This is a genomic window from Erwinia billingiae Eb661, assembly GCF_000196615.1.
Taxonomy (GTDB): domain Bacteria; phylum Pseudomonadota; class Gammaproteobacteria; order Enterobacterales; family Enterobacteriaceae; genus Erwinia; species Erwinia billingiae.
Genome location: NC_014306.1, coordinates 4,566,792 through 4,587,261, shown reverse-complemented (window position 1 = coordinate 4,587,261; position 20,470 = coordinate 4,566,792). Strand labels below are relative to the sequence as shown.

35 protein-coding genes are annotated in these 20,470 nt (G+C 50.1%); 29 read left to right on the top strand and 6 right to left on the bottom strand.

Features of this window, described 5'->3' with window-relative positions:
- Positions 1-3 precede the first annotated feature (3 nt).
- The 23 genes from rplP to EBC_RS22220 all read left to right on the top strand — a co-directional run bounded on the left by rplP (position 4) and on the right by EBC_RS22220 (position 10,775).
- Positions 4-414 (top strand): 50S ribosomal protein L16, encoded by a 411-nt coding sequence (gene rplP / locus EBC_RS25590; protein WP_002438716.1) that lies wholly within the window; start codon positions 4-6, stop codon positions 412-414.
- The gene (gene rpmC / locus EBC_RS22320; RefSeq protein WP_013204129.1) at positions 414-605 is read left to right on the top strand and encodes a 50S ribosomal protein L29; all 192 of its coding nucleotides are present in this window, start codon (positions 414-416) and stop codon (positions 603-605) included. The genes rplP and rpmC overlap by 1 nt, the downstream gene beginning before the upstream one ends.
- On the top strand, positions 605-859 hold the full coding sequence (gene rpsQ / locus EBC_RS22315; RefSeq protein WP_013204128.1) for a 30S ribosomal protein S17: 255 nt from the start codon (positions 605-607) through the stop codon (positions 857-859). Before rpmC ends, rpsQ begins: the two co-directional genes overlap by 1 nt.
- Positions 860-1,025: 166 nt before the next feature.
- Positions 1,026-1,397: a 50S ribosomal protein L14 gene (rplN, locus tag EBC_RS22310; protein WP_004160583.1), complete on the top strand. Its 372-nt coding sequence runs from the start codon at positions 1,026-1,028 to the stop codon at positions 1,395-1,397.
- 10 nt (positions 1,398-1,407) lie between these two features.
- Positions 1,408-1,722 (top strand): 50S ribosomal protein L24, encoded by a 315-nt coding sequence (rplX, locus tag EBC_RS22305; protein WP_013204127.1) that lies wholly within the window; start codon positions 1,408-1,410, stop codon positions 1,720-1,722.
- 14 nt (positions 1,723-1,736) lie between these two features.
- The gene (gene rplE, locus EBC_RS22300) at positions 1,737-2,276 is read left to right on the top strand and encodes a 50S ribosomal protein L5 (protein ID WP_013204126.1); all 540 of its coding nucleotides are present in this window, start codon (positions 1,737-1,739) and stop codon (positions 2,274-2,276) included.
- 13 nt (positions 2,277-2,289) lie between these two features.
- A complete protein-coding gene (gene rpsN / locus EBC_RS22295; RefSeq protein WP_013204125.1) occupies positions 2,290-2,595 on the top strand; it encodes a 30S ribosomal protein S14 in 306 nt (101 codons plus the stop codon).
- A 30-nt stretch (positions 2,596-2,625) separates the two neighbouring features.
- A complete protein-coding gene (gene rpsH, locus EBC_RS22290) occupies positions 2,626-3,018 on the top strand; it encodes a 30S ribosomal protein S8 (RefSeq protein ID WP_013204124.1) in 393 nt (130 codons plus the stop codon).
- 10 nt (positions 3,019-3,028) lie between these two features.
- Positions 3,029-3,562 carry a 50S ribosomal protein L6 gene (gene rplF / locus EBC_RS25585; protein WP_013204123.1) on the top strand — a complete coding sequence of 178 codons (534 nt, stop codon included), beginning with the start codon at positions 3,029-3,031 and terminating at the stop codon, positions 3,560-3,562.
- A gap of 9 nt (positions 3,563-3,571) precedes the next feature.
- On the top strand, positions 3,572-3,925 hold the full coding sequence (gene rplR, locus EBC_RS25580; RefSeq protein WP_013204122.1) for a 50S ribosomal protein L18: 354 nt from the start codon (positions 3,572-3,574) through the stop codon (positions 3,923-3,925).
- Between the two features lie 14 nt (positions 3,926-3,939).
- Positions 3,940-4,440, top strand: a complete 501-nt coding sequence (gene rpsE, locus EBC_RS22275) for a 30S ribosomal protein S5 (RefSeq protein WP_013204121.1) — start codon at positions 3,940-3,942, stop codon at positions 4,438-4,440.
- Between the two features lie 5 nt (positions 4,441-4,445).
- On the top strand, positions 4,446-4,625 hold the full coding sequence (rpmD, locus tag EBC_RS25575; protein ID WP_004160569.1) for a 50S ribosomal protein L30: 180 nt from the start codon (positions 4,446-4,448) through the stop codon (positions 4,623-4,625).
- 3 nt (positions 4,626-4,628) lie between these two features.
- The gene (gene rplO, locus EBC_RS22265; RefSeq protein WP_013204120.1) at positions 4,629-5,063 is read left to right on the top strand and encodes a 50S ribosomal protein L15; all 435 of its coding nucleotides are present in this window, start codon (positions 4,629-4,631) and stop codon (positions 5,061-5,063) included.
- A 7-nt stretch (positions 5,064-5,070) separates the two neighbouring features.
- Positions 5,071-6,402 carry a preprotein translocase subunit SecY gene (gene secY / locus EBC_RS22260; RefSeq protein WP_013204119.1) on the top strand — a complete coding sequence of 444 codons (1,332 nt, stop codon included), beginning with the start codon at positions 5,071-5,073 and terminating at the stop codon, positions 6,400-6,402.
- A gap of 32 nt (positions 6,403-6,434) precedes the next feature.
- A complete protein-coding gene (rpmJ, locus tag EBC_RS25265) occupies positions 6,435-6,551 on the top strand; it encodes a 50S ribosomal protein L36 (RefSeq protein WP_013204118.1) in 117 nt (38 codons plus the stop codon).
- Positions 6,552-6,687: 136 nt separating this feature from the next.
- Positions 6,688-7,044 (top strand): 30S ribosomal protein S13, encoded by a 357-nt coding sequence (gene rpsM / locus EBC_RS22255; protein WP_013204117.1) that lies wholly within the window; start codon positions 6,688-6,690, stop codon positions 7,042-7,044.
- Positions 7,045-7,060: 16 nt separating this feature from the next.
- Positions 7,061-7,450, top strand: a complete 390-nt coding sequence (rpsK, locus tag EBC_RS22250; RefSeq protein WP_004160563.1) for a 30S ribosomal protein S11 — start codon at positions 7,061-7,063, stop codon at positions 7,448-7,450.
- Positions 7,451-7,482: 32 nt separating this feature from the next.
- Positions 7,483-8,103 carry a 30S ribosomal protein S4 gene (gene rpsD, locus EBC_RS22245; protein WP_012442832.1) on the top strand — a complete coding sequence of 207 codons (621 nt, stop codon included), beginning with the start codon at positions 7,483-7,485 and terminating at the stop codon, positions 8,101-8,103.
- A gap of 25 nt (positions 8,104-8,128) precedes the next feature.
- Positions 8,129-9,118, top strand: a complete 990-nt coding sequence (locus tag EBC_RS22240) for a DNA-directed RNA polymerase subunit alpha (RefSeq protein ID WP_013204116.1) — start codon at positions 8,129-8,131, stop codon at positions 9,116-9,118.
- 40 nt (positions 9,119-9,158) lie between these two features.
- On the top strand, positions 9,159-9,545 hold the full coding sequence (rplQ, locus tag EBC_RS22235; protein WP_004160560.1) for a 50S ribosomal protein L17: 387 nt from the start codon (positions 9,159-9,161) through the stop codon (positions 9,543-9,545).
- A gap of 112 nt (positions 9,546-9,657) precedes the next feature.
- Complete coding sequence (locus EBC_RS22230; protein WP_013204115.1) at positions 9,658-10,029, top strand: DnaJ family domain-containing protein; 372 nt, start codon at positions 9,658-9,660, stop codon at positions 10,027-10,029.
- The gene (gene zntR / locus EBC_RS22225; RefSeq protein WP_013204114.1) at positions 10,029-10,448 is read left to right on the top strand and encodes a Zn(2+)-responsive transcriptional regulator; all 420 of its coding nucleotides are present in this window, start codon (positions 10,029-10,031) and stop codon (positions 10,446-10,448) included. The genes EBC_RS22230 and zntR overlap by 1 nt, the downstream gene beginning before the upstream one ends.
- A gap of 54 nt (positions 10,449-10,502) precedes the next feature.
- Positions 10,503-10,775, top strand: a complete 273-nt coding sequence (locus EBC_RS22220) for an alternative ribosome-rescue factor A (RefSeq protein ID WP_049789634.1) — start codon at positions 10,503-10,505, stop codon at positions 10,773-10,775.
- Here the strand turns inward: EBC_RS22220 and mscL are convergent.
- The 5 genes from mscL to def form a co-directional block, all read right to left on the bottom strand.
- A complete protein-coding gene (gene mscL, locus EBC_RS22215) occupies positions 10,750-11,160 on the bottom strand; it encodes a large-conductance mechanosensitive channel protein MscL (RefSeq protein ID WP_013204113.1) in 411 nt (136 codons plus the stop codon). The two genes, EBC_RS22220 and mscL, sit on opposite strands and share 26 nt — an antisense overlap.
- Before the next feature lie 126 nt (positions 11,161-11,286).
- Positions 11,287-12,663 (bottom strand): Trk system potassium transporter TrkA, encoded by a 1,377-nt coding sequence (gene trkA, locus EBC_RS22210; RefSeq protein ID WP_013204112.1) that lies wholly within the window; start codon positions 12,661-12,663, stop codon positions 11,287-11,289.
- A 62-nt stretch (positions 12,664-12,725) separates the two neighbouring features.
- On the bottom strand, positions 12,726-14,015 hold the full coding sequence (rsmB, locus tag EBC_RS22205) for a 16S rRNA (cytosine(967)-C(5))-methyltransferase RsmB (protein ID WP_013204111.1): 1,290 nt from the start codon (positions 14,013-14,015) through the stop codon (positions 12,726-12,728).
- A 46-nt stretch (positions 14,016-14,061) separates the two neighbouring features.
- Entirely contained in the window at positions 14,062-15,006 is a 945-nt protein-coding gene (gene fmt, locus EBC_RS22200; RefSeq protein ID WP_013204110.1) for a methionyl-tRNA formyltransferase, read from the bottom strand.
- A gap of 9 nt (positions 15,007-15,015) precedes the next feature.
- Positions 15,016-15,540 carry a peptide deformylase gene (def, locus tag EBC_RS22195; protein ID WP_013204109.1) on the bottom strand — a complete coding sequence of 175 codons (525 nt, stop codon included), beginning with the start codon at positions 15,538-15,540 and terminating at the stop codon, positions 15,016-15,018.
- Between the two features lie 127 nt (positions 15,541-15,667).
- Between def and dprA the strand changes: the two genes are divergently transcribed.
- Genes dprA through EBC_RS22170 form a run of 6 tightly spaced genes read left to right on the top strand, consistent with a single transcriptional unit; the run spans position 15,668 to position 19,460 of the window.
- A complete protein-coding gene (gene dprA, locus EBC_RS22190; RefSeq protein ID WP_013204108.1) occupies positions 15,668-16,792 on the top strand; it encodes a DNA-protecting protein DprA in 1,125 nt (374 codons plus the stop codon).
- Entirely contained in the window at positions 16,764-17,237 is a 474-nt protein-coding gene (gene smg / locus EBC_RS22185) for a DUF494 family protein Smg (protein WP_041692141.1), read from the top strand. The genes dprA and smg overlap by 29 nt, the downstream gene beginning before the upstream one ends.
- A 25-nt stretch (positions 17,238-17,262) precedes the next feature.
- Positions 17,263-17,820, top strand: a complete 558-nt coding sequence (locus tag EBC_RS25260) for a DNA topoisomerase family protein (RefSeq protein WP_013204106.1) — start codon at positions 17,263-17,265, stop codon at positions 17,818-17,820.
- Positions 17,810-18,382 carry an L-threonylcarbamoyladenylate synthase type 1 TsaC gene (tsaC, locus tag EBC_RS22180; protein WP_041692140.1) on the top strand — a complete coding sequence of 191 codons (573 nt, stop codon included), beginning with the start codon at positions 17,810-17,812 and terminating at the stop codon, positions 18,380-18,382. Before EBC_RS25260 ends, tsaC begins: the two co-directional genes overlap by 11 nt.
- Positions 18,383-18,393: 11 nt before the next feature.
- A complete protein-coding gene (gene aroE / locus EBC_RS22175) occupies positions 18,394-19,212 on the top strand; it encodes a shikimate dehydrogenase (protein WP_013204104.1) in 819 nt (272 codons plus the stop codon).
- A complete protein-coding gene (locus tag EBC_RS22170) occupies positions 19,209-19,460 on the top strand; it encodes a DUF1488 family protein (protein ID WP_041692139.1) in 252 nt (83 codons plus the stop codon). The genes aroE and EBC_RS22170 overlap by 4 nt, the downstream gene beginning before the upstream one ends.
- Here EBC_RS22170 and EBC_RS22165 read toward each other — a convergent pair.
- Positions 19,436-19,990 carry a gamma carbonic anhydrase family protein gene (locus EBC_RS22165; RefSeq protein ID WP_013204103.1) on the bottom strand — a complete coding sequence of 185 codons (555 nt, stop codon included), beginning with the start codon at positions 19,988-19,990 and terminating at the stop codon, positions 19,436-19,438. The two genes, EBC_RS22170 and EBC_RS22165, sit on opposite strands and share 25 nt — an antisense overlap.
- Positions 19,991-20,470: the final 480 nt, after the last annotated feature.

Sequence of the window (20,470 nt, the reverse complement as noted above, 5' to 3'; positions counted from 1 at the left end):
CTGATGTTACAACCAAAGCGTACAAAATTCCGTAAAGTGCATAAAGGCCGCAACCGTGGTCTGGCGCAGGGCACGGATGTTAGCTTCGGTACTTTCGGTTTGAAAGCTGTTGGCCGTGGTCGTCTGACCGCCCGTCAGATCGAAGCCGCACGTCGTGCAATGACACGTGCAGTTAAGCGTCAAGGTAAAATTTGGATCCGTGTATTCCCGGACAAACCAATTACCGAGAAGCCGCTGGAAGTGCGTATGGGTAAAGGTAAAGGTAACGTGGAATATTGGGTTGCCTTGATCCAACCGGGCAAAGTCCTGTATGAAATGGACGGCGTTCCGGAAGAGCTTGCCCGTGAAGCATTCAAGCTGGCAGCAGCAAAACTGCCTATCAAAACCACCTTTGTAACTAAGACGGTGATGTAATGAAAGCAACAGAGCTGCGTGAAAAAAGCGTTGAAGAGCTGAACACTGAGCTTCTTAACCTACTGCGTGAGCAGTTTAACCTGCGCATGCAGGCAGCATCCGGCCAGCTGCAACAGTCTCATCTGTTGAAGCAAGTGCGTCGTGATGTTGCACGCGTAAAGACTTTACTGACTGAGAAGGCGGGTGCGTAATGACCGATAAAATCCGTACTCTGCAAGGTCGTGTGACTAGTGACAAAATGGAGAAATCCATGACCGTTGCTATCGAACGTTTTGTGAAACACCCTATCTACGGTAAATTCATCAAGCGTACGACTAAACTGCACGTACATGACGAGAACAATGAATGCGGTATCGGCGACGTGGTTATCATCCGCGAATGCCGCCCGCTGTCCAAGACTAAGTCCTGGACGCTGGTTCGCGTTGTAGAGAAAGCGATTCTGTAATAGAATCTGCCCTCGTTAAAAATAAGATAAACGGCTCGTTTTGAGCCGTTTATTTTTTCTACCCATATGCGAAAAGCAGTGTTATAATGCTGCGCCCTCAATTATGGGCTATCAATCGACCTGAATCAGGTCCCGAAGTAGTAGTTGACATTAGCGGAGCACTAAAATGATCCAAGAACAGACTATGCTGAACGTCGCCGACAACTCCGGTGCACGTCGCGTAATGTGTATCAAGGTTCTGGGTGGCTCGCACCGTCGCTACGCAGGCGTAGGCGATATCATCAAAATTACCATCAAGGAAGCAATTCCTCGCGGTAAGGTTAAGAAAGGTGATGTGCTGAAAGCGGTAGTGGTGCGCACCAGGAAGGGTGTTCGTCGCCCGGACGGTTCTGTCATTCGCTTCGATGGTAATGCATGCGTTATTTTAAATAATAACAGCGAGCAGCCTATCGGAACGCGTATTTTTGGGCCGGTAACTCGTGAACTTCGTACTGAAAAGTTCATGAAAATTATCTCTCTGGCACCAGAAGTACTCTAAGGAGCGAAAAATGGCAGCTAAAATCCGTCGCGATGACGAAGTTGTCGTGCTGACCGGCAAAGATAAAGGTAAGCGCGGTAAAGTTAAGAATGTCCTGTCTTCTGGCAAGGTAATTGTTGAAGGTATCAACCTGGTTAAGAAGCATCAGAAGCCGGTTCCGGCCCTGAACCAACCAGGTGGCATCGTTGAAAAGGAAGCTGCTCTGCAGGTTTCTAACGTTGCACTTTACAACACTGCCACCGGCAAGGCGGACCGTGTAGGCTTTAGATTCGAAGACGGCAAAAAAGTCCGTTTCTTCAAGTCTAACAGCGTAACTATCAAGTAATTTGGAGTAGTACGATGGCGAAACTGCATGATTACTACAAAGACGAAGTAGTTAAACAACTCATGACTGAGTTTAGCTACAATTCTGTCATGCAAGTCCCTCGGGTCGAGAAGATCACCCTGAATATGGGTGTGGGTGAAGCGATCGCTGACAAGAAACTGCTGGATAACGCAGCAGCTGACTTGGCAGCAATCTCCGGTCAAAAGCCGTTTATCACCAAAGCACGCAAATCAGTTGCAGGCTTCAAAATCCGTCAGGGCTATCCGATCGGCTGTAAAGTAACTCTGCGTGGCGAACGCATGTGGGAGTTCTTTGAGCGTCTGATTTCTATTGCTGTTCCACGTATCCGTGACTTCCGTGGCTTGTCCGCTAAGTCATTCGATGGCCGTGGAAACTACAGCATGGGCGTTCGTGAGCAGATCATCTTCCCAGAGATCGACTATGACAAAGTCGACCGCGTTCGTGGTTTGGATATCACCATTACCACTACTGCGAAATCTGATGATGAAGGCCGCGCACTTTTGGCTGCTTTTAACTTCCCATTCCGCAAGTAAGGCAGGGTTACTGATGGCTAAGCAATCGATGAAAGCACGCGAAGTCGTTCGCGTGAAACTGGCTGACAAGTACCGCGCTAAACGCGAGGAACTGAAAGCTATCATTTCAGGTGTGAACTCATCCGACGAAGATCGTTGGAATGCTGTTCTCAAGCTGCAAACTCTGCCGCGTGATTCCAGCCCGTCTCGTCAGCGTAAACGCTGCCGCCAAACTGGCCGTCCACATGGTTATGTGGGCAAGTTCGGGTTGAGCCGTATCAAGCTTCGTGAAGCCGCTATGCGCGGTGAAGTACCTGGCTTGAAAAAGGCTAGCTGGTAATTACCAATTGAATCACGGGAGTAAAGACAGATGAGCATGCAAGATCCGATCGCGGATATGCTGACCCGTATCCGTAACGGTCAATCTGCGAATAAAGTAGCGGTTACCATGCCTTCCTCCAAGCTGAAATTGGCTATTGCCAAGCTGCTGAAGGAAGAAGGATATATTGAAGAATTTAAAATCGAAGGCGACACCAAGCCAGAACTGGAACTTACTCTTAAGTATTTCCAGGGCAAGGCAGTGGTAGAGAGCATTCAGCGTGTTAGTCGTCCAGGTCTGCGCATCTACAAACGCAAAGACGAGCTGCCAAAAGTTATGGCAGGACTGGGTATCGCTGTTATTTCTACCTCTAAAGGTGTTATGACCGATCGTGCAGCGCGCCAGGCTGGTCTTGGTGGCGAAATTATCTGCTACGTAGCTTAAGGAGGAATTTATGTCTCGTGTTGCTAAAGCACCTGTCGTGATTCCTGCAGGCGTAGAGGTAAAACTCGACGGTCAGGTAATTTCGATTAAAGGTAAAAACGGCGAGCTGACTCGTACTTTGAACTCTGCTGTAGAAGTTAAGCATGTTGACAACACCCTGACTTTCGCCCCGCGCGAAGGCTTCACGGATGGTTGGGCACAGGCTGGTACTTCTCGTGCATTGTTGAACGGTATGGTTATCGGTGTTACCGAAGGCTTCTCTAAGAAGTTACAGCTGGTTGGTGTAGGTTATCGTGCAGCCGTTAAAGGCAACTCTGTGAGCTTGGCCCTGGGCTTCTCTCACCCTGTTGACCACGCGCTGCCAGCCGGAATTACTGCTGAATGTCCAACTCAGACTGAGATCGTGCTGAAAGGCGCTGATAAACAGCTGATTGGCCAGGTAGCAGCAGATCTCCGCGCCTACCGTCGTCCTGAGCCTTATAAAGGCAAGGGTGTTCGTTACGCCGACGAAGTCGTGCGTACCAAAGAGGCTAAGAAGAAGTAAGGTAACACTATGGATAAGAAATCTGCTCGTATCCGTCGTGCGACCCGCGCACGCCGTAAGCTCAAAGAGCTTGGTGCAACTCGCCTGGTGGTACATCGTACCCCGCGTCATATTTACGCACAGGTAATTGCTCCAAACGGCTCTGAAATCCTGGTTGCTGCTTCTACTGTAGAAAAAGCAATCGGTGAGCAATTGAAGTACACAGGAAACAAAGACGCCGCAGCAGCTGTTGGTAAAGCAGTAGCTGAGCGCGCAATCGAAAAAGGCATCAAAAATGTTTCTTTCGACCGCTCTGGTTTCCAATATCATGGTCGTGTCCAGGCACTGGCAGATGCTGCCCGTGAAGCTGGCCTACAGTTCTAAGGTAGAGGTGTAAGATGGCACACATCGAAAAACAAGCTGGCGAACTGCAGGAAAAGCTGATCGCGGTAAATCGCGTATCTAAAACCGTTAAAGGCGGTCGTATCTTCTCCTTCACTGCATTGACAGTGGTTGGCGACGGTAACGGTCGTATCGGTTTTGGTTACGGAAAAGCGCGTGAAGTTCCAGCAGCGATCCAGAAAGCTATGGAAAAAGCTCGTCGCAACATGATCAATGTTGCGTTGAACAACGGTACTCTGCAGCACCCAGTTAAAGGTGTGCACACAGGTTCTCGTGTGTTCATGATGCCGGCTTCTGAAGGTACCGGTATTATTGCCGGTGGTGCAATGCGCGCCGTCCTGGAAGTCGCTGGGGTTCATAACGTTTTGGCTAAAGCCTACGGTTCCACTAACCCGATTAACGTGGTTCGTGCAACGCTGGATGGCCTGGGCAACATGAATTCCCCAGAAATGGTCGCTGCTAAGCGTGGCAAATCCGTTGAAGACATTCTGGGGTAATGACCATGGCTAAGACTATTAAGATTACTCAAACCCGCAGTTCGATCGGTCGTTTGCCAAAACACAAGGCAACGCTGCTTGGCCTGGGTCTGCGTCGTATTAACCACACCGTAGAGCGTGAAGACACGCCAGCTGTACGCGGTATGGTCAACGCGATTTCGTACATGGTTAAAGTGGAGGAGTAACAGATGCGTTTAAATACTCTGTCTCCGGCCGAAGGGTCTAAACACGCTGCGAAGCGTGTTGGTCGTGGTATTGGTTCTGGCCTCGGCAAGACCGCTGGTCGTGGTCACAAAGGTCAGAACTCACGTTCTGGCGGTGGCGTACGTCGCGGTTTCGAAGGCGGCCAGATGCCTCTGTACCGTCGTCTGCCGAAATTCGGTTTCACCTCACGTAAAGCAATGGTTACGGCAGAAGTTCGTCTGTCTGACCTGCTGAAAGTGGAAGGCGGAATCGTCGACCTGAACACGCTGAAAGCAGCCAACATTATCGGAATTCAGATTGAATTCGCTAAAGTTATTCTGTCTGGCGAAGTCTCTGCACCGGTAACGGTTCGCGGTCTGCGTGTCACTAAAGGCGCTCGTGCTGCAATCGAAGCTGCTGGCGGTAAAATTGAGGAATAAGTAGCAGATGGCTAAGCAACCAGGATTAGATTTTCAAAGTGCCAAGGGTGGTTTTGGCGAACTAAAACGCAGACTTCTGTTTGTTATTGGTGCGCTGATTGTTTTCCGAATTGGTTCTTTTATTCCGATCCCTGGTATCGATGCCACTGTACTTGCCAAACTGCTTGAGCAACAGCGTGGCACCATCATTGAAATGTTTAACATGTTCTCTGGTGGTGCCCTCAGCCGTGCTTCTATCTTTGCCCTGGGTATTATGCCGTACATTTCGGCCTCTATTATTATCCAGCTGCTGACGGTGGTTCATCCAGCGTTAGCTGAAATAAAGAAAGAAGGGGAGGCTGGCCGTCGTAAGATTAGCCAGTACACCCGTTACGGTACGTTGGTATTAGGGATATTTCAGTCTGTCGGTATTGCTACCGGTTTACCGAATATGCCTGGAATGCAGGGCCTGGTGTTAAACCCAGGCTTTGCTTTCTACTTTACCGCTGTTGTTAGCCTGGTTACCGGAACAATGTTCCTGATGTGGCTGGGTGAACAGATTACTGAGCGAGGTATCGGCAACGGTATCTCAATCATAATCTTCGCTGGTATTGTTGCGGGATTGCCGCCGGCCGTTGGCCATACTATCGAGCAAGCAAGGCAAGGCGACCTGCACTTCCTCCTGTTGCTGTTGGTTGCAGTTCTCGTATTTGCAGTGACCTTCTTCGTTGTTTACGTTGAGCGTGGTCAACGCCGCATTGTGGTGAACTATGCGAAACGTCAGCAAGGCCGTCGTGTCTATGCTGCACAGAGCACACATTTACCGTTGAAAGTGAATATGGCCGGGGTTATCCCAGCAATCTTTGCTTCCAGCATTATTCTGTTCCCAGCGACCATCGCTTCTTGGTTCGGGGGCGGTACCGGTTGGAACTGGCTGACGACTATTTCGATGAATTTGCAGCCCGGACAACCGCTTTATGTGCTACTCTATGCGACTGCAATCATCTTCTTCTGTTTCTTCTACACAGCGCTGGTGTTCAACCCGCGTGAAACAGCAGATAACCTGAAGAAGTCCGGTGCATTTGTACCAGGAATTCGTCCGGGAGAACAGACGGCGAAGTACATCGATAAAGTAATGACTCGCCTGACTTTGGTCGGCGCGCTCTACATTACTTTCATCTGCCTGATCCCGGAGTTCATGCGTGATGCGATGAAAGTCCCATTCTACTTCGGCGGTACATCACTGCTGATCGTAGTGGTTGTCATCATGGACTTTATGGCTCAAGTGCAAACTCTGATGATGTCTAGTCAGTATGAGTCTGCATTGAAGAAAGCAAACCTGAAAGGCTACGGCCGTTAATCAGGCGCTTACTGAAGTTACGGAGAGTAAAAATGAAAGTTCGTGCTTCCGTCAAGAAATTATGTCGTAACTGCAAAATCGTTCGCCGCGAAGGTGTCGTTCGTGTTATTTGCAGCGCCGAGCCTAAGCATAAACAGCGTCAAGGCTAATATTTTTCTTGCAAAGTCGGGTTGAGCTGGCTAGATTAGCCAGCCAATCTTTTGTATGTCTATGCGTTTCCATTTGAGTATCCTGAAAACGGGCTTTTCGGCATGGGACGCATAAGTAATTAAATAGGAGTGCATAGTGGCCCGTATAGCAGGCATTAACATTCCTGATCATAAACATACCGTGATTGCATTAACTGCAATCTTCGGCATCGGTAAGACCCGTTCACAGTCTATCTGTGCAACTACGGGAATCGCTGAAAATGTTAAGATCAGTGAGCTGTCTGAAGAACAAATCGATATTCTGCGTGATGCAGTAGCTAAGTTTGTTGTTGAAGGCGATCTGCGTCGTGAAGTCACCCTGAGCATCAAGCGTCTTATGGACCTTGGCTGCTATCGTGGTTTACGTCATCGTCGTGGTCTTCCAGTTCGCGGTCAGCGTACTAAGACCAACGCACGTACCCGCAAGGGTCCGCGTAAACCGATCAAGAAATAATCGGGGTGATTGAATAATGGCAAAGGCACCAGTTCGTGCACGCAAGCGTGTAAGAAAGCAAGTCTCTGATGGCGTGGCTCATGTCCATGCGTCTTTTAACAACACCATCGTAACTATTACCGATCGTCAGGGTAATGCGCTGGGTTGGGCAACAGCCGGTGGTTCCGGTTTCCGTGGTTCTCGTAAGTCTACGCCATTCGCTGCGCAGGTTGCTGCAGAGCGTTGCGCAGAGGCCGTGAAAGATTACGGTATTAAGAACTTGGAAGTTATGGTTAAGGGTCCAGGTCCAGGCCGCGAATCAACGATTCGTGCTCTGAACGCTGCTGGTTTCCGCATCACGAATATTACTGATGTGACTCCGATCCCTCACAACGGTTGTCGTCCGCCGAAAAAACGTCGCGTATAACGCCCGTTTTTTAGGAATGTTGGAGAAAGAAAATGGCAAGATATTTGGGTCCTAAGCTCAAGCTGAGCCGTCGCGAAGGTACCGACCTCTTTTTGAAGTCAGGCGTTCGCGCGATTGATACCAAGTGTAAGATTGAACAAGCTCCTGGTCAGCACGGTGCGCGTAAACCGCGTCTGTCTGATTATGGTGTGCAGTTACGTGAAAAGCAGAAAGTTCGTCGTACCTACGGCGTGCTGGAGCGTCAGTTCCGTAACTATTATAAAGAAGCAGCTCGTCTGAAAGGCAACACAGGTGAAAACCTGTTAGCACTGCTTGAAGGTCGTCTGGATAACGTTGTTTACCGTATGGGCTTTGGCGCTACTCGTGCAGAATCACGTCAGTTAGTTAGCCACAAATCTATCATGGTAAACGGTCGCGTTGTCAGCATCGCTTCTTATCAGGTAACTCCGAATGACGTTGTTAGCATCCGTGAGAAAGCCAAAAAGCAGTCTCGCGTGAAAGCCGCTCTGGAGCTGGCTGAACAGCGTGAAAAGCCAACCTGGCTGGAAGTTGATGCGACTAAGATGGAAGGTGTGTTCAAACGTATTCCTGAACGTACCGATCTGTCTGCGGACATTAACGAACACCTGATCGTCGAGCTTTACTCCAAGTAAAGCTTAGTACCAAAGAGAGGACACAATGCAGGGTTCTGTGACAGAGTTTCTAAAACCGCGCCTGGTAGATATCGAGCAAGTGAGTTCGACGCACGCCAAGGTGACCCTTGAGCCTTTAGAGCGTGGCTTTGGCCATACTCTTGGTAACGCACTGCGCCGTATTCTGCTTTCATCCATGCCGGGTTGCGCGGTGACCGAGGTTGAAATTGATGGTGTACTACATGAGTACAGCACCAAAGAGGGCGTACAGGAAGATATCCTGGAAATCCTGCTCAACCTGAAAGGGCTGGCGGTAAGAGTTCAGGGGAAAGATGAAGTTATTCTCACCTTGAATAAATCTGGCATTGGCCCTGTAACTGCAGCCGATATCACCCATGATGGTGATGTCGAAGTCGTCAAGCCGCAGCACGTGATTTGCCACCTGACCGATGAGAATGCTGCGATTAGCATGCGTATCAAAATTCAGCGTGGTCGTGGTTATGTGCCGGCTTCTGCCCGAATTCATTCGGAAGAAGATGAGCGCCCGATCGGTCGTCTGTTGGTAGACGCCTGTTACAGCCCTGTAGAGCGTATAGCCTACAATGTTGAAGCAGCGCGTGTTGAACAGCGTACTGACCTGGACAAGCTGGTCATCGAAATGGAAACCAACGGCACTATAGATCCTGAAGAAGCGATCCGCCGTGCGGCAACCATCCTGGCAGAACAACTTGAAGCATTCGTTGACTTACGTGATGTACGTCAGCCGGAAGTTAAAGAAGAGAAGCCAGAATTCGATCCAATCTTGCTGCGCCCTGTTGACGATCTGGAATTGACTGTCCGCTCTGCTAACTGCCTTAAGGCAGAAGCTATCCACTACATCGGTGATCTGGTACAGCGTACCGAGGTTGAGCTGCTTAAAACGCCTAACCTTGGTAAAAAATCTCTTACCGAGATTAAAGATGTGCTGGCTTCGCGTGGACTGTCTCTGGGCATGCGCCTGGAAAACTGGCCACCCGCTAGCATTGCTGATGAATAAACCGATCACAGGTTAAGGTTTCACTGAGAAGGATAAGGTCATGCGCCATCGTAAGAGTGGTCGTCAACTGAACCGCAACAGCAGCCATCGTCAGGCTATGTTCCGCAACATGGCTGGCTCTTTGGTTCGTCACGAGATTATCAAGACGACCCTGCCAAAAGCGAAAGAGCTGCGTCGCGTAGTTGAGCCGCTGATTACTCTTGCCAAGACCGATAGCGTAGCTAATCGTCGTCTGGCATTCGCCCGTACTCGTGATAACGAGATCGTGGCAAAACTGTTTAATGAGCTCGGCCCGCGTTTTGCGAGTCGTGCAGGTGGTTACACTCGCATTCTGAAGTGTGGCTTCCGCGCTGGTGACAACGCTCCGATGGCTTACATCGAGCTCGTTGATCGTCCAGAAGCTCAAGCAGAAGCTGTAGCAGAGTAATCTGTTGCACTACGGAAAAACCGGGCTTGCCCGGTTTTTTTATGTCTAAAATTCCCCTCAGCCCTTTCAAGCGTTATCCTTATCCCTTCCTTCTCCATTCAGCGAGTCCAATATGTGGCTTATTGATCGACTGGTAGAGCAACATATCTCTGAAGCACAAAAGAACGGTGGGCTGGACGATCTGCCTGGCAGCGGTAAAAAGCTTGAGCTGGATGATGACAGTCATGTTCCAGTTGAATTACGCGCGGCCTATCGTCTGATGAAAAATTCTGGCTATCTGCCACCTGAGCTGGAAATGCGTCGTGAAGCGGTCGAACTTGACCAACTCCTTGCAGGGCTCGAGCCCGATGACCATCGCTATGATCAGCATGCGAAGCGTCTGGTCTTACTTGAACTAAAACTCAGACAAGCGGGTATGAGCACTACGTTCCTGCGCGGTGACTACCGTAATCACGTTCATAAGCGGTTCAAAGGAGAAGAGTGATGTTTAAAATTGGGCAACTGGCTAAGCTGGCCGATGTCACGCCAGATACCATCCGCTACTACGAAAAGCAGCAGATGATGGATCATGAAATCCGAACTGAAGGCGGATTCCGTCTTTATAGCGATAAGGATTTGCAGCGTTTGAAGTTTATTCGTTATGGCAGACAGTTGGGTTTTAGTCTTGAAGCGATCCGGGAACTACTGTCGATCCGCGTTGATCCGGAGCATCATACCTGCCAGGAATCTAAAACCATCGTCCAGTCACGCTTGCAGGAAGTCGAAGGAATGATTGCCGAATTGCAGAATATGCAGCGTTCACTACGGCGATTAAATGATGCCTGCTGCGGGACTTCACACAGCAGCGTTTACTGTTCAATCCTCGAGGCGCTGGAGAAGGGGGAAATTGCAGCAGCAGATTGATTTTTTATTCAACGGGTTCTATATTCATGCCGTCATTCATTAAAGGAAAATCACATGTCAGGTTATCAACATAAGAAAGGTGTCATTCGCGACAATGCGATTGAAGCGTTACTGCACGATCCATTATTCAAAGTTCGGATAGAAGTGAATCACAAAGGCAAAGGAAGCTTCCGGCGTAAAGACAAACACGCGAAGAAGGGTAACTGGGAGGCCAGTGGTAAAGACAGCTTTACCACTGGCCTTCTGCTTTCAGGGCAAAAAAAAACCGCCAGGAGCGGTTTTTTTACAGCCAACGCCAGAATTATGGCTGGCCATTCTGCTGCTTGAGCAGATCGCGAATTTCCGTTAACAGCGTCTCTTCTGCACTTGGTTTCGCCGCTGGTTTTTCCACTTCTTTTTTCTGATACAACTTGTTCATTACCTTGATCGCCATAAAGATTGCGAAGGCAACGATCACAAAATCAAATACCGTCTGAAGGAAAATACCGTATTGCATCACAACCGCTGGGGTTTCGCCTTCTGCAGGCTTCAATATCCAGCTGAACGATTTGAAATCAACACCACCAATCAGTAACCCTAGCGGTGGCATAATGATATTCGCCACCAGAGAAGAAACGATCTTACCAAATGCTGCACCGATAATGACACCGACCGCCAGGTCGACAACATTGCCGCGCATAGCAAAATCGCGAAACTCTTTGAATAAACTCATTGTTATCTCCTTTCCTGTGCCAATTGTTAAGTCTAACAAACGATTGGTTTTTTTCCATGGTGATGAGTGAATAAATGAATTATCACCGGAATAAAGCAGCCGGCAGTAAAGTCCGCCGGCGCGAAACTACAGGAAGAACGGACTCGGCTGGAAGAGGCGTTCAACATCGGGCACAAACTTCTTGTCAGTAAGGAACATGATGACGTGATCGCCTTGCTCAATACGCAAATTATCATTGGCGATCATGACATCATTACCACGCACTACGGCCCCGATGATGGTGCCTGGAGGCAGTTTGATATCATTAATCAGTCTGCCCACGACGCGCGACGTGGTTTCATCACCATGAGCGATGGCTTCAATGGCTTCTGCAACACCGCGGCGTAATGACGAAACCCCGACAATATCAGCCTTACGGACATGCCCCAGCAATGCGGAAATAGTTGCCTGCTGTGGTGAGATGGCAATATCTATCACGCTGCCCTGCACCAGATCGACATAGGCTTTACGCTGGATGAGCACCATTACTTTTTTCGCGCCCATCCGTTTGGCGAGCATAGCCGACATAATGTTGGCTTCGTCATCATTGGTGATGGCAATGAACAGATCTATTTGATCGATGTGTTCTTCTTCAAGCAGTTCTTGATCGGAAGCATCACCATAAAACACGATGGTGTTTTGCAGCTGCTCTGCCAACTCTGCTGCACGTTGCTGATCGCGTTCGATCAGTTTAACGCTGTAATCTTTTTCCAGCCGCTGGGCGAGTCCAAAGCCAATATTACCGCCGCCGACGATCATAATGCGCTTGTACGGTTTTTCCAGACGCTGGTATTCGCTCATCACCGCCCGGATATTTTGGCTGGCAGCAATAAAGAAGACTTCATCACCGGCTTCTACAATCGTCGATCCTTGCGGACGGATGGGACGATCCTGACGGAAGATAGCTGCTACGCGTGTATCAATATGCGGCATATGTTCGCGCATGACGGCAAGCGCATTGCCGACCAACGGGCCGCCATAATACGCCTTCACAACCGCGAGACTCACTTTGCTTTCTGCAAAATTCACTACCTGCAATGCCCCTGGGTACTCGATCAACCGGTAGATGTTATCGATCACTAACTGCTCTGGCGAAATCAAATGATCGATTGGGATCGCTTCCGGGACAAACAGTTTTTCCGCATCCCTGATGTAGTCCGGAGCACGAATACGGGCAATACGGTTGGGGGTGTTAAACAGCGAGTAGGCGATCTGACAGGCGATCATATTCGTTTCATCCGAATTGGTCACCGCAACCAGCATATCGGCATCTTCGGCGCCCGCTTCACGTAATACGCGAGGATGTGAACCGTGCCCCTGTACGACACGCAGGTCGAATTTATCCTGCAACTGACGCAGACGATTCGAATCAGTATCTACGACGGTAATGTCGTTGTTTTCACCAACCAGGTTTTCGGCGAGTGTGCCACCGACCTGACCGGCGCCAAGAATGATTATTTTCATTTTGCTTTAGTCTGATTCGTTGGGAGTCAACCTGGCCGGGAATTTGTCACCGGCCGGCGCAGTTATCGTTTTAGTAATTTTGCATAGAAGAAGCCGTCGCCATCCTGTGGAGCAGGGAAGACCTGCAGACCCGGATGGTTGGCATCGCCTGTATCAGACAGCATGGCATCTTCATGGCGTTCAAGGAAAGCGGCAACCTGCAGATGATTCTCTTCCGGCAGGATGGAGCAGGTTGCATACAGCAATGTACCGCCAGGCTTCAGATGCGGCCAGATAGCATCCAGGATCTGCTGCTGCAAAGCAGCAAGCTCAGGGATGTCACGATCGCGGCGTAGCCATTTAATATCAGGATGACGGCGGATAACACCGGTTGCCGAGCAAGGGGCATCTAACAGAATTCGGTCAAACTGTTTGTCGCCACACCATGTTTCTGGAAGGCAACCGTCGCCGACCTTTACCTCTGCCGTCATATTGAGACGCAGCAGATTTTCGTTAATCCTGGCCAGACGTTGCTCATCAATATCAACCGCCAGCACAGTTGCCTGTGGCGCTGCTTCAAGAATATGAGTTGTTTTGCCGCCCGGAGCGGCGCAAAGGTCGAGAATAGATTCGCCATTTTGCGGATCCAACAGCGCCACGCATCCTTGTGCAGAAGCATCCTGAACCGTCACCCAGCCCTGATCAAATCCCGGCAGCTGTGACACCGGGCAAGGCGTCTCCAGTCGTAAAGCATCTGCATGCAGTGGGTGCGGCTCGGCTTCTTTGCCTGCTTCCTGTAACAGCTTCAGCCAGGCATCCCGGCTATGGTGTTGGCGATTAACACGCAGCCACATTGGCGGCCGCTGATTATTGGCCTCAACAATGGCTTCCCAGTTATTCGGCCACGCACGCTTCAGTCTTTCCAGCAGCCATTTCGAATGCAGGTATTTCTGGTCACCTACATTCATCTGCTGCACCAACTCGTCCTGCTTACGCTGGAATTGACGCAATACACCGTTAATCAATCCCTTAAACTGCTGTCGTTTCAGGGAGCTTGCACCTTCAACCGTTTCTGCCAACGCGGCATGAGCGGGAATACGGGTGAAGATCAGCTGATAAAGGCCAACCATCACCAGGAAGTGAATAGTACGTTGTTTGCCCGTCATCGGGCGTTCCATCAGCTGGCCAATAATCCATTCCAGTTGAGGAAGGGTACGCAACACGCCATAGCAAAGCTCTTGCAGCAGCGCCGCGTCTTTCTCAGCCACGGATTTCTGCGCAGCAGGCAGCACGTTACTGAGCGACTGGCCTTGCTCGACCACTTTTTCGATAGTCTGGGCAGCAATGCTGCGCAAATTGGTATTTTTTTTCATAGGGATCGCAAGTCAAAATCAGCCCGGCTGTAAACCGGGCGAGGCATCAGGCAAGAATGTTGCCCGGCGTGAACCACTCTCGGCGGGAGTTCAGCAGATCCTGCGCTTTCATCGGCTTTTTGCCGGCAGGTTGCAGTTCTTCAATGTTCAGGACACCGTCAGCGGTAGCAACCTGAATGCCGTTTTTATCGGCCTGAACGATCTTGCCGGGGTGTTGATCTGAGTGAGGCAATACGGTCGCTTTCCAGACTTTTACTGGCTGGTCATCGACAGTGAAATAGCTAACAGGCCACGGGTTGAAGGCACGGATGCAGCGTTCCAGCTGGGTAGCCGAAAGGCTCCAGTCCAGCTTAGCTTCTTCCTTGCTTAGCTTCTCAGCATAGCTGACCTGCACTTCATCCTGTACTTCAGGCTTCGCAGTGCCGTCAGCCAGTTGCGATAAGGTGACCAACATACCTTCAGGGCCCAGTTCAGCCAGCTTGCTGTAAAGCGTGGCGCTGGTATCTTCAGGCCCGATTGGGCAAGCAAGCTTATACAACATATCGCCCGTATCCAGCCCGACGTCCATTTGCATAATCGTCACGCCGGTTTCGCTATCTCCCGCCCACAGTGAGCGTTGGATTGGCGCAGCGCCACGCCATTTCGGCAGCAGCGACCCGTGCACGTTGATACAACCCAGACGTGGCATCGCCAACACCGGCGCTGGCAGGATCAAGCCATAGGCGACGACCACCATCACATCAGCGCGTAAATCGGCAACCAGCTGCTGGTTTTCCTCCGGTCGGAGGGATTTTGGTTGGAACACCGGGAGATTGTGTTGCTCGGCCAGCTGCTTAACCGGGCTGGCGGTGAGTTTATTTCCACGGCCTGCCGGACGGTCTGGCTGCGTAAAAACGCCAACAACGTTATGCCCAGAAGACAACAGCGCGTCTAAATGACGCGCTGCAAAGTCTGGAGTGCCGGCAAAGATAATATTCAGGGCTTCAGACACGCTTTTCCCTTATTCAGGCTCGTTTTGATCGCGAGCAGTCTGGCGATAAAGTTTTTCCAGCTTCTGGCGGATACGCTGGCGCTTCATCGGCGACAGGTAGTCAATAAACAGTTTACCGACCAGATGATCCATTTCGTGTTGAATACAGATAGCCAGTAAACCATCTGCTTCCAGCTCATAGCTGTTTCCTTCACGATCCAGCGCGCGGATTTTGACTTTTTCAGCGCGGGGAACCAGCGCACGCTGTTCAGGAATGGAGAGGCAACCCTCTTCAATTCCCGTTTCGCCGCTTTTTTCCAGCATTTCCGGGTTAATAAGCACAAGACGTTCTTCGCGATTTTCAGAAACGTCAATCACGATAATGCGCTGATGGATATCGACCTGAGTGGCCGCCAACCCGATACCTTCTTCGGCATACATCGTTTCAAACATATCATCGACGATGCGCTGAATATCGGCATTCACTTCTTTAACGGGTTTCGCAACGATGCGCAGGCGCTCGTCAGGAAAATGTAATACCTGCAAAACTGACATAACTTTCCAGATCTGTGTTCAAGGGATTAGATATTTATCTTTCTTATTGTAGACATTTCGGTCGGTGATTGACAGCATTCCCGCTACGTTAGCCTTAGGGACTTTTCAGTATTTACAGGGATGCATCATGACACCAACGGAGATTTGGTTACGTCTTTCCGGCGTTATAGGTATACGCAACCAGCAACGATTAAGGGTTGTGGATTGCTTGCGGCAAACGGCCAGTGTGGCAGAGAAAGATCTCATCCGCGCCGGCTTAAATGACGAACAACGGCAGGCTTTTCTCAACTATGATCCAACGATTGTGGAGGAAACCCTTCTTTGGCTGGAGCAACCTCAGCACCATCTTCTGACATGCGACAATTCTAACTATCCTGAACGTTTGAAAAATATTGCCAGTTATCCGCCGCTGCTTTTCATTGCGGGTGACCCTGACATTTTACTCACGCCGCAAATTGCTATCGTGGGGAGCCGTAGATGTTCACCTTATGGCAGAAATTGGGGTAGCTATTTCGCTCAGACATTGGCGTTGAGTGGTATCACTATCTCCTCTGGGCTGGCATTGGGAATAGATGGGATTGCTCATCGTGCGGCACTGGAGGTTGGAGGGAAAACCCTCGCGGTATTGGGCAGCGGCCTGAACCACCTTTATCCCCGACAGCATATCTCTCTGGCAAAGGAGATTATCGCAAGTGGTGGTGCGGTGATCTCTGAATTCCCATTATCCACTTCGCCGGTTGCGCACAATTTTCCCCGGCGTAATCGTATCATCAGCGGTTTGAGCCTGGGCGTATTAGTGGTGGAGGCGACATTAAAAAGCGGTTCATTGGTGACCGCGAAGCTGGCTTTAGAGCAAAATCGCGATGTGTATGCTTTGCCTGGCGCCATTGGCAATCCGGGTAGTGAAGGCACTCACTGGTTGATTCAGCAGGGCGCGTTATTAACGGCACATCCCCATTCCATCCTTGAACAGCTGCAAAGTGACCTCAAATGGTTGTCCAATACGTCAAATTCAACAATATATTCACATCAGCAGGGCAATACTCCATTGCCATTTGCTGATGTGTTGGCTAACGTAGGAGATGAGGTTACACCTGTTGACGTCGTCGCTGAACGTGCCGGCCAACCTGTGCCAACCATCGTAGCTAAGCTGCTTGAGTTGGAGTTAGCAGGATGGATCGCAGCTGTACCCGGCGGCTATGTCCGATTGAGGAGGGCAAGCCATGTTCGACGTACTAATGTACTTATTTGAAACGTATATCCACAGCGAGGCAGAAATGCGCGTTGATCAGGATAAATTGACTGATGATTTAACCGATGCCGGTTTTCATCGTGAAGATATTTATAATGCGTTGAACTGGTTGGAAAAGCTCGCAGATTATCAGGAGGGACTTGTCGCTCCGATCCTGCTGGCTACCGATCCGCTGTCTATGCGTATCTACACCGAGGAAGAGAGTCAGCGTTTAGATGCTAACTGTCGGGGCTTTATTTTGTTCCTGGAGCAAATTCAGGTGCTGAATCTTGAAACCCGGGAAATGGTCATCGAACGTATTATGGCCCTCGATACTATCGAGTTTGATCTTGAAGATCTCAAATGGGTGGTGCTGATGGTGCTGTTTAATATCCCAGGATGTGAAAACGCTTATCAACAGATGGAAGAACTTCTTTTCGACGTCAACGAAGGAATAGTGCACTGAAGATCGTCTTCGTGTAAGAAATGTTATGAATAAAACAGCGCTTTTCGCTGTGCGAAAAAATGAACCCTGCCCCCAATGTGGGGCAGAACTGGTTATTCGCTCCGGCAAACACGGCGCTTTTCTCGGCTGTTCGCAGTATCCCGAGTGTGATTACATTCGCCCCCTGAAAAGTCAGGCAGATAGCAACATAGTTAAAGTTCTGGAAGGACAGTTTTGTCCTGAATGTCAGTCGGAACTGGTTTTACGCCAGGGACGATTCGGCATGTTTGTCGGTTGTAGCCGCTACCCGGAATGTGAACATACTGAAGTTATCGATAAGCCCGATGCCACGACGCTTGCCTGCCCTCAGTGCAATCAAGGAAAGCTGGTTCAGCGGCGGTCACGCTATGGCAAAACCTTCCACGCATGCGAACGCTATCCAGATTGCCAGTTTGCGGTGAACTTCACGCCAGTCGAGGGTGAATGTGAGTTTTGTCATTTCCCGCTTTTAATAGAGAAAAAAACGGCTCGCGGTCTTCGGCGTTATTGCGCCAGCAAAGCCTGTGGTAAGCCGGCAACATCAGGAACCAGCAGTGAAGAATGAGTCCGTCCCAGGTTCTGTAGAAGCCTGTATTCACCAACTTCGGCAAAATGCCGTCATTGCCTATCCTACCGAGGCTGTTTTTGGCCTGGGGTGCAATCCCGACAGTGAGTCAGCGGTAATGGCTTTGTTGGCATTAAAGCAGCGGCCTGTGGAGAAAGGGCTGATCCTTATCGCTGCAAATTATGCTCAGCTTCAGCCCTACATCGACGATCTCGGCCTTACTGATGCGCAGAAAGAGAAGATGTTCGCCTCGTGGCCGGGCCCGGTTACCTGGGTGATGCCTTCGCGCACCTCAACTCCTCGCTGGCTGACTGGCCGTTTTGATTCTCTGGCAGTCAGAGTCACTGACCATCCTGATGTGCAGCGTCTCTGTTTGGGCTTTGGTAAACCGCTGGTGTCTACCAGCGCGAATTTAACCGGGCTTGAACCCTGCCGTACTGCCGCTGAAGTTCATCAGCAGTTTGGATCTGACTTCCCGGTCTTTCTGGGAAATACCGGCGGTCGGCTGAATCCGTCAGAGATTCGGGATGTTTTAACCGGCGAACTCATTCGTCAGGGATAACAGGAAATAAGATGCACACCTTTGCCGTTTTCGGAAATCCGATCAATCACAGCAAATCACCGCGTATTCACCAGCTTTTTGCTGAGCAGACCGGCATCTCTCATGTTTATGGTCGCATCTGTGCGCCTGTTGATGAGTTCATTGCTTCCTTATCAGAGTTTATGGCGCAGGGCGGCAAAGGAGCCAACGTTACCTTGCCATTCAAGGAGCAGGCTTACGAGAGAGCCGATGAGTTGACCGAACGTGCTTCTCTGGCCGGTGCCGTCAACACGGTGAAAAAACAGGAGGATGGCCGTTTGTTAGGTGACAACACCGACGGCATTGGTTTGCTGACGGATCTGGAACGACTGAATCTGATCAAACCGGGCGATCGTATTCTGTTAGTAGGTGCTGGAGGTGCCGCTCGTGGCGTGATCCTTCCTTTATTGTCGTTTGGCTGTTCACTGACCATCACCAACCGCACGGTATCTAAAGCGCAGATCCTCGCCGAAGTATTCCAACACGCTGGTGGTATTCAGGCGAAAGCGATGGATCAACTTGATGGCGAACACTTTGATTTGATCATCAATGCCACATCCAGCGGGATTGGTGGGGATATTCCGGCATTGCCATCATCACTGATCACTGAAAAAACCCGTTGTTACGATATGTTCTACCTGGCTACGACGACACCTTTTCTGAACTGGTGCCAGCAGCATGGAGCTGTGGCTATGGCAGATGGTTTGGGAATGCTGGTGGGGCAAGCGGCTCACTCATTCTTTTTATGGCACGGCAAGCTACCCGATATTACTCCGGTCATTGCGGTATTAAAGGCAGAACTCAGCGCGTGAATCAGGCTATCCAGTTTCCCGACAGGGAATGGTGGGACGAGACAGAAAAGGCGGTTTGTTTTCCAGCCCTGGTGAATGGCTTCCTGCTTACCTGTGCGATCAGCGGCGAAACGATGGTTCGCCGCTACGGTAATGAGCTGGCAATAGTGCCGTGTTTCCTTGCCCATCGTTGGGATCTGGAAGATGAAGCGGAAGCCTCTATTAAAGACGCGCAAGAAAACGATCAGGGTTGGGTCTGGCTTTCCTGAGCAAGGTAGTCATCTTTCCAGCCGACATAATTATTCGATGAGTAGAGAAGGCCCGCCACCTCAGCTTCTGTCAGTTTGCGAGCTTGCCTTACCGGACTTCCTAAATAAAGGTAGCCACTCACCAGACGTTTACCCGGAGGGACCAGGCTTCCGGCCCCAATCATCACATCGTCTTCTACTATTACCCCATCCAGCAGAATAGATCCCATTCCTACCAATACCCGATTGCCAATGGTGCAGCCATGCAACATGGCTTTATGGCCAACGGTGACATCTTCCCCGACGATCAGCGGATTGCCTTCAGGGTTATAAGAAGACTTATGGGTAACGTGCAAAACACTGCCGTCCTGAATATTGCTGCGTTTGCCGATCACGACACGGTTCACATCTCCGCGGATGGCAACCAGTGGCCAGATACTGACATCGTCCTGCAAGTCCACTTCGCCTACCACCACGCTTGAAGCATCGACCATTACGCGCTGGCCGAGCTGCGGGCGGGTGTTTTTAAACGATCTTAGGTTCCCTGACATAACTACCTCTCTGCAATAGGATCCCTGAAGGGTAGTGCGGCAGGGGTTTACCGATCAATAACTGTCGATTATTTTGCGGTAATTTTGTGCGGATCGTCTGAGATCTCAGCGGAAAGCGTGAAAATCCAGCAACCAAATAGAAAGATCGAAAAAAGCCTTGTGCTCTGAAATGGGATCCCTATAATGCGCATCCACTGACACGGAACAACGACTTACGAGTCACCGGGTCAGAGGTTCAGGAAGCTGAATCGCCAGAGAAAAACTTCCCAAAAAGAAGTTGACTCTGAAGGAGGAAAGCGTAATATACGCCACCTCGCAGTAAGGCGCCAAGGCGCTTACCGCAACGCTCTTTAACAATTTATCAGACAATCTGTGTGGGCACTCGCAGGATTGATATCAGCGCCGCAAGGCGCAAAAAAATATCAAGCCTTAAGAGTGAACACATAATGAAATTCATTATGACGTTTTACACTTGAGCAC

Excerpts from the sequence above, each read along its gene's own strand:
- rpsK (WP_004160563.1), top strand. The coding sequence starts at position 7,061 with ATGGCAAAGGCACCAGTTCGTGCACGCAAGCGTGTAAGAAAGCAAGTC.
- rpmJ (WP_013204118.1), top strand. The coding sequence starts at position 6,435 with ATGAAAGTTCGTGCTTCCGTCAAGAAATTATGTCGTAACTGCAAAATC.
- rplR (WP_013204122.1), top strand. The coding sequence starts at position 3,572 with ATGGATAAGAAATCTGCTCGTATCCGTCGTGCGACCCGCGCACGCCGT.
- rplF (WP_013204123.1), top strand. The coding sequence starts at position 3,029 with ATGTCTCGTGTTGCTAAAGCACCTGTCGTGATTCCTGCAGGCGTAGAG.
- dprA (WP_013204108.1), top strand. The coding sequence starts at position 15,668 with ATGACACCAACGGAGATTTGGTTACGTCTTTCCGGCGTTATAGGTATA.
- EBC_RS22230 (WP_013204115.1), top strand. The coding sequence starts at position 9,658 with ATGTGGCTTATTGATCGACTGGTAGAGCAACATATCTCTGAAGCACAA.
- rpsD (WP_012442832.1), top strand. The coding sequence starts at position 7,483 with ATGGCAAGATATTTGGGTCCTAAGCTCAAGCTGAGCCGTCGCGAAGGT.
- rplN (WP_004160583.1), top strand. The coding sequence starts at position 1,026 with ATGATCCAAGAACAGACTATGCTGAACGTCGCCGACAACTCCGGTGCA.
- rplO (WP_013204120.1), top strand. The coding sequence starts at position 4,629 with ATGCGTTTAAATACTCTGTCTCCGGCCGAAGGGTCTAAACACGCTGCG.
- EBC_RS22220 (WP_049789634.1), top strand. The coding sequence starts at position 10,503 with ATGTCAGGTTATCAACATAAGAAAGGTGTCATTCGCGACAATGCGATT.
- rplX (WP_013204127.1), top strand. The coding sequence starts at position 1,408 with ATGGCAGCTAAAATCCGTCGCGATGACGAAGTTGTCGTGCTGACCGGC.
- EBC_RS25260 (WP_013204106.1), top strand. The coding sequence starts at position 17,263 with ATGAATAAAACAGCGCTTTTCGCTGTGCGAAAAAATGAACCCTGCCCC.
- zntR (WP_013204114.1), top strand. The coding sequence starts at position 10,029 with ATGTTTAAAATTGGGCAACTGGCTAAGCTGGCCGATGTCACGCCAGAT.
- rpsH (WP_013204124.1), top strand. The coding sequence starts at position 2,626 with ATGAGCATGCAAGATCCGATCGCGGATATGCTGACCCGTATCCGTAAC.
- rplQ (WP_004160560.1), top strand. The coding sequence starts at position 9,159 with ATGCGCCATCGTAAGAGTGGTCGTCAACTGAACCGCAACAGCAGCCAT.
- mscL (WP_013204113.1), bottom strand. The coding sequence starts at position 11,160 with ATGAGTTTATTCAAAGAGTTTCGCGATTTTGCTATGCGCGGCAATGTT.
- rpmD (WP_004160569.1), top strand. The coding sequence starts at position 4,446 with ATGGCTAAGACTATTAAGATTACTCAAACCCGCAGTTCGATCGGTCGT.
- def (WP_013204109.1), bottom strand. The coding sequence starts at position 15,540 with ATGTCAGTTTTGCAGGTATTACATTTTCCTGACGAGCGCCTGCGCATC.
- rpsE (WP_013204121.1), top strand. The coding sequence starts at position 3,940 with ATGGCACACATCGAAAAACAAGCTGGCGAACTGCAGGAAAAGCTGATC.
- EBC_RS22240 (WP_013204116.1), top strand. The coding sequence starts at position 8,129 with ATGCAGGGTTCTGTGACAGAGTTTCTAAAACCGCGCCTGGTAGATATC.
- trkA (WP_013204112.1), bottom strand. The coding sequence starts at position 12,663 with ATGAAAATAATCATTCTTGGCGCCGGTCAGGTCGGTGGCACACTCGCC.
- EBC_RS22165 (WP_013204103.1), bottom strand. The coding sequence starts at position 19,990 with ATGTCAGGGAACCTAAGATCGTTTAAAAACACCCGCCCGCAGCTCGGC.
- aroE (WP_013204104.1), top strand. The coding sequence starts at position 18,394 with ATGCACACCTTTGCCGTTTTCGGAAATCCGATCAATCACAGCAAATCA.
- rplE (WP_013204126.1), top strand. The coding sequence starts at position 1,737 with ATGGCGAAACTGCATGATTACTACAAAGACGAAGTAGTTAAACAACTC.
- smg (WP_041692141.1), top strand. The coding sequence starts at position 16,764 with ATGTTCGACGTACTAATGTACTTATTTGAAACGTATATCCACAGCGAG.
- secY (WP_013204119.1), top strand. The coding sequence starts at position 5,071 with ATGGCTAAGCAACCAGGATTAGATTTTCAAAGTGCCAAGGGTGGTTTT.
- rplP (WP_002438716.1), top strand. The coding sequence starts at position 4 with ATGTTACAACCAAAGCGTACAAAATTCCGTAAAGTGCATAAAGGCCGC.
- rpsN (WP_013204125.1), top strand. The coding sequence starts at position 2,290 with ATGGCTAAGCAATCGATGAAAGCACGCGAAGTCGTTCGCGTGAAACTG.
- rpmC (WP_013204129.1), top strand. The coding sequence starts at position 414 with ATGAAAGCAACAGAGCTGCGTGAAAAAAGCGTTGAAGAGCTGAACACT.
- rpsQ (WP_013204128.1), top strand. The coding sequence starts at position 605 with ATGACCGATAAAATCCGTACTCTGCAAGGTCGTGTGACTAGTGACAAA.
- rsmB (WP_013204111.1), bottom strand. The coding sequence starts at position 14,015 with ATGAAAAAAAATACCAATTTGCGCAGCATTGCTGCCCAGACTATCGAA.